This window comes from Micrococcus sp. HMSC31B01 (assembly GCF_001816085.1).
Taxonomy (GTDB): Bacteria; Actinomycetota; Actinomycetes; order Actinomycetales; family Micrococcaceae; genus Micrococcus; species Micrococcus luteus.
Map to the genome: position 1 here is coordinate 1 of NZ_KV825352.1, position 4,640 is coordinate 4,640.

Annotated in this window: 5 protein-coding genes; all 5 read left to right on the top strand. The window is 73.7% G+C overall.

Annotated features, from left to right (window positions below; all coding sequences use genetic code 11):
* On the top strand, positions 1–322 hold a 322-nt coding region (locus HMPREF3105_RS10690; protein WP_141762516.1), incomplete at its 5' end, for a lysophospholipid acyltransferase family protein.
* Positions 315–2,240, top strand: coding sequence for an excinuclease ABC subunit UvrC (uvrC, locus tag HMPREF3105_RS10695; RefSeq protein WP_170747622.1), 1,926 nt, complete (start codon positions 315–317; stop codon positions 2,238–2,240). The genes HMPREF3105_RS10690 and uvrC, both read left to right, overlap by 8 nt.
* Positions 2,237–3,133, top strand: coding sequence for an RNase adapter RapZ (gene rapZ / locus HMPREF3105_RS10700; protein WP_070709578.1), 897 nt, complete (start codon positions 2,237–2,239; stop codon positions 3,131–3,133). Before uvrC ends, rapZ begins: the two co-directional genes overlap by 4 nt.
* On the top strand, positions 3,130–4,176 hold the full coding sequence (yvcK, locus tag HMPREF3105_RS10705) for a gluconeogenesis factor YvcK family protein (protein WP_049147872.1): 1,047 nt from the start codon (positions 3,130–3,132) through the stop codon (positions 4,174–4,176). The genes rapZ and yvcK overlap by 4 nt, the downstream gene beginning before the upstream one ends.
* A gap of 31 nt (positions 4,177–4,207) precedes the next feature.
* On the top strand, positions 4,208–4,640 hold a 433-nt coding region (gene whiA / locus HMPREF3105_RS10710), incomplete at its 3' end, for a DNA-binding protein WhiA (protein WP_070709580.1).

Here is a 4,640-nt window from a genome sequence, read left to right on the forward strand (position 1 = left end):
CCCGGAGGGCACCCGCAGCCGCGACGGCCGCCTCTACCGCGGCCGCACCGGTGCGGCCTGGCTGGCCCTGGCCACCGGCGCACCCGTGGTGCCCGTGGGCCTCGTCGGCACGCAGCACCTCCAGCCGCCGGACACGAACGGCTTCCGTCCCCACCGGTTCTCCGTGCGCGTGGGCGCGCCCCTGGACTTCGGCCACCCCGGGCGTCGACACACCCTGCCGCAGCGCCGCGACGCGACGGCGGCGATCATGGACGCCATCGGCGCGCTCTCGGGGCAGGAGCGGGTGGACGCCTACAACGCCGCCCCGGGTGCCCGTGGCTGATCCGGCCTCCTACCGCCCGGCTCCGGGCGAGATCTCCACGTCGCCCGGCGTCTACCGCTTCCGCGACGCGGACGGACGCGTCGTCTACGTCGGCAAGGCGAAGAACCTGCGCGCCCGCCTGAGCTCCTATTTCCAGGACCCCGCCCGGCTGGCCACCAAGACCCGGACCATGGTGTTCACGGCGGCCGCGGTCGAGTGGACCGTCGTCGGCTCCGAGCTGGAGGCGCTCCAGCTCGAGTACACGTGGATCAAGGAGTACCGCCCCCGGTTCAACATCATGTACCGGGACGACAAGTCGTACCCGTACCTGGCCGTGACCATGAACGAGCAGTTCCCGCGCGTCCAGGTGATGCGCGGCGACCGGAAGCCCGGCGTGAAGTACTTCGGCCCGTTCCACCCGGCCAAGGCGATCCGCGAGACCGTGGACCTGATGCTGCGCGTCTTCCCGGTCCGCACGTGCTCGGCCGGCGTGTTCAAGCGGGCCCGCGCCCAGGACCGGCCGTGCCTGCTCGGCTACATCGGCAAGTGCTCGGCGCCCTGCGTGGGCCGGATCAGCCCGGCGGACCATCGCGCGCTGGCCCAGGACTTCTGCGACTTCATGGCCGGGGACGCGAACCGGTTCATCCGCGAGCTGGAGAAGGCCATGGCCCGTGCCGTCGAGGAGCTGCGCTACGAGGACGCGGCCCGGCTGCGGGACGACATCGCCGCGCTGCGCCGCGTGTTCGAGCGCAACGCCGTGGTGCTGCCGGAGAACACGGAGGCGGACATCTTCGCCCTGCACGCGGACGAGCTGGAGGTCGCGGTGCAGGTGTTCCACGTCCGGCAGGGACGCATCCGCGGCCAGCGCGGCTGGGTCATGGAGCGCGTGGAGGACGTCGCCGAGCCGGAGATGGTCGCGCACCTGCTCCAGCAGGTCTACGGCGACCTCGAGGGGCCGGAGCGCATCCCGCACGAGATCCTCGTCCCGGTCGAGCCCGGCGACGCCGCACAGCTCACCGAGTGGCTCTCGGGCCTGCGCGGGTCCCGGGTCGCCGTGCGCGTGCCCCGGCGGGGCTCGAAGGCGGACCTCATGGAGACCGTCCGGGAGAACGCGGAGATGGCCCTCAAGCTGCACAAGTCGCGGCGGTCCGGGGACCTCACCACCCGCTCCGCCGCCCTGCGGGAGCTGCAGGAGGCCCTGGAGATCACCGAGCCCCTGCTGCGCATCGAGTGCTACGACATCTCCCACTCCCAGGGCACCAACGTGGTCGGCTCGATGGTCGTCATGGAGGACGGGCTGCCGAAGAAGAAGGACTACCGCCGCTTCAACGTCACGGGGGAGGCCGCCCGGGACGACACGGCGTCCCTGCGCGACGTCCTGCGGCGTCGTTTCGCCCGCCTGGCCAAGGAGCGCGCGGAGGGCGCCCCGCTCTCCGGTCAGGTCGAGGGGGACGATCAGGAGGCGGGGCGCCGCTTCGCGTACCCGCCCTCGCTCGTGGTGGTCGACGGCGGCCCGCCCCAGGTGGCCGCGGCCGCGGCGGTCCTCGAGGAGCTGGGCCTGGACGACCTGCCCGTGGTCGGGCTGGCCAAGCGGCTCGAGGAGGTGTGGCTGCCGGGCGACGAGTTCCCGGTGGTCCTGCCGCGCACCTCGGAGGGCCTGTACCTGCTCCAGCGCATCCGTGACGAGTCGCACCGGTTCGCGATCGCGGGCCACCGCAGCCGGCGGTCCAAGGCGATGACCGTCTCCGCCCTGGATGGGATCCCGGGCCTGGGCCCGGCCAAGCGCACCGCGCTGCTGAACCACTTCGGCTCCGTCGCCGAGATCCGGGCCGCCGGCGTGGACCGGCTGACCGAGGTCGCCGGCATCGGGCCGCGGCTGGCCGAGGCCGTCCACACGGCGCTCACGGCCGACACGCCCGCGGATACAGTGGAGTCATGATCGAGGAGACCCTCCAGCCGGAGAAGCCGCCGACATCCGAGGTGCTCGTGATCGCCGGGATGTCCGGCGCCGGACGGACCACCGCCGCGCACGCGCTCGAGGACCACGGCTGGGACGTGGTGGAGAACATGCCGCCGGCCCTGTTCGGCACGCTGGCCGAGCTCATCGCCCGCTCGCCGGAGGCGTTCCCGCGCCTGGCGATCGTGGTGGACGTGCGCTCGCGCTCCTACTTCGAGGAGCTGTACGCCGCCCTGCAGCACCTGGCCAACAGCGGAGTGGAGTATCGCACCGTGTTCCTCGATGCGGAGGACCACGTCCTCCTGCAACGCTTCGAGGCCGGCCGCCGCCCCCACCCGATGCAGGGCAACGCCCGGCTGCTGGACGGCATCCGCGCGGAGCGGGACGTCGTCGAGCCGCTCAAGGCGCGTGCCGACGTCGTGGTGGACACCACCGAGCTGAACGTGCACGGCCTGGCCACGGAGATCACCGAGCTGTTCTCGGAGTCCGGCCCCGTCACGCTGCGCCTGACCATCATGAGCTTCGGGTTCAAGTATGGCGTCCCGGCGGACGCGAACTTCGTGGCGGACATGCGCTTCATCCCCAACCCCCACTGGGTGCCGGCGCTGCGTCCGCACACGGGCACGGAGGCCGCGGTCGCGGACTACGTGCTCTCCCGCCCCGGTGTCGAGGACTTCCTGCGCGCGTACGTCGCCATGCTGGGGCCGGTGTTCGAGGGCTACCGGCGGGAGAACAAGCACTACGCCACGCTCGCCATCGGCTGCACGGGCGGCAAGCACCGCTCCGTGGCCGTCGCCGAGGAGCTGGCCCGGCGTCTGGCCCAGGTGCCCCACGTGACGGTGCACGTCCAGCACCGGGACATGGGGCGCGAATGACGTCCCCGCTCACCGGCCAGCTGCCCCTGCCGCCCGGGATGGGTTCGGAAGGGCGCGGGGTGGGCGCCGGCATGTCCCGCCCCACGGCCCGGGTCACCGCCCTCGGCGGCGGCCACGGCCTCTCCGCGTCCCTCGCGGCCCTGCGGCACGTGGCCGGGCACCTCACGGCCGTCGTCACGGTGGCGGACGACGGTGGCTCCTCCGGCACCATCCGCCGGGAGATGGCGGTGCTGCCGCCCGGCGACCTCCGCATGGCGCTGGCCGCCCTGTGCGACGACACCGACTGGGGTCGGACCTGGGCCCACGTCATGCAGCACCGCTTCCGCTCCACCGAGGTGCCCGCCGACCAGGCCACCCTGGACAACCACGCGCTCGGGAACCTCCTGATCGTCGCCCTCTGGGAGCTGCTGGGCGACCCGGTGGACGGGCTGCGCTGGGCCGGCGCCCTGCTGCGGGCGCACGGTGAGGTCCTGCCGGTCTCGCGGGTGCCGCTGACCATCGGCGGGGACGTGCTCAGCGCCGGCCCGGACGGCCGCCTGCGCACCCGATGCGTGGAGGGCCAGGTGGCCCTCGCGGTCGCCGCGTTCGAGGGGCGCGTCACCGACGTCCGCCTGAGCCCGTCCGACGCCCCCGCCACCCCGGAGGCGCTCTCGGCGATCGAGCTGGCCGACTGGGTGGTGCTCGGACCCGGCTCGCTGTACACGTCGGTGCTGCCGCACCTGCTGATGCCGGACGTGCGCGCGGCCCTCGCCGCCACCACCGCCCGGCGCCTCATGGTGCTGAACCTGCGCACGGGAGACCAGGAGACCACCGGCCTCACCCACGCCGACCACCTCAAGGTGCTGCGCTCCTATGCGCCGGACCTCCGGCTGGACGTGGTGATCGCCGACGTGGACGCGGTCACCGACCGGGCGGCGGTGGAGGCCGAGGCGGCCCGGATGGGCGCGCGCGTGGCGTTCAGTAGAGTGAGCAGTGCCCAGGATCCCCAGGTCCACGACCCGCTGCGCCTGGCCGTCGCGATCGACGAGGCGATGACCCACTGACGCGCGCACCTCGCCGAGAAGGAGCACGAGCATGGCGCTGACCATGACCCTCAAGGAGGAGCTGGCCCGTGTGCCGGTCGCCGCGACCCCGGAGCGGCGGGCGGAGACCGCGGCGATGCTGCGGTTCGCCGGGGGGTTGCACCTCGTGGCCGGCCGCGTCGTCGTGGAGGTTGAACTGGACCACGGCGCCAGTGCGCGCCGCCTGCGCGCCGCCATCACCGAGCTGTACGGCCTGGCCCCGGAGATCGTGGTGGTCTCCGGCGGCAACCTGCGCCGTGGTCAGCGGTACGTGCTCCGGGTCGTGCGCGGGGGAGAGGACCTCGCCCGGCAGACCGGGCTCATCGACCAGCGGGGACGGCCCGTGCGTGGCCTCGCGCCGGTCCTCGTCAGCGGGACGACGGCGGCCACCGCCGCCGTGTGGCGCGGGGCCCTGCTGGCCCACGGCTCCCTCACCGAGCCCGGCC

Bases quoted from the DNA above. Each gene is read 5' to 3' on its own strand.
- rapZ (WP_070709578.1), top strand. From the start codon at position 2,237: ATGATCGAGGAGACCCTCCAGCCGGAGAAGCCGCCGACATCCGAGGTG.
- yvcK (WP_049147872.1), top strand. From the start codon at position 3,130: ATGACGTCCCCGCTCACCGGCCAGCTGCCCCTGCCGCCCGGGATGGGT.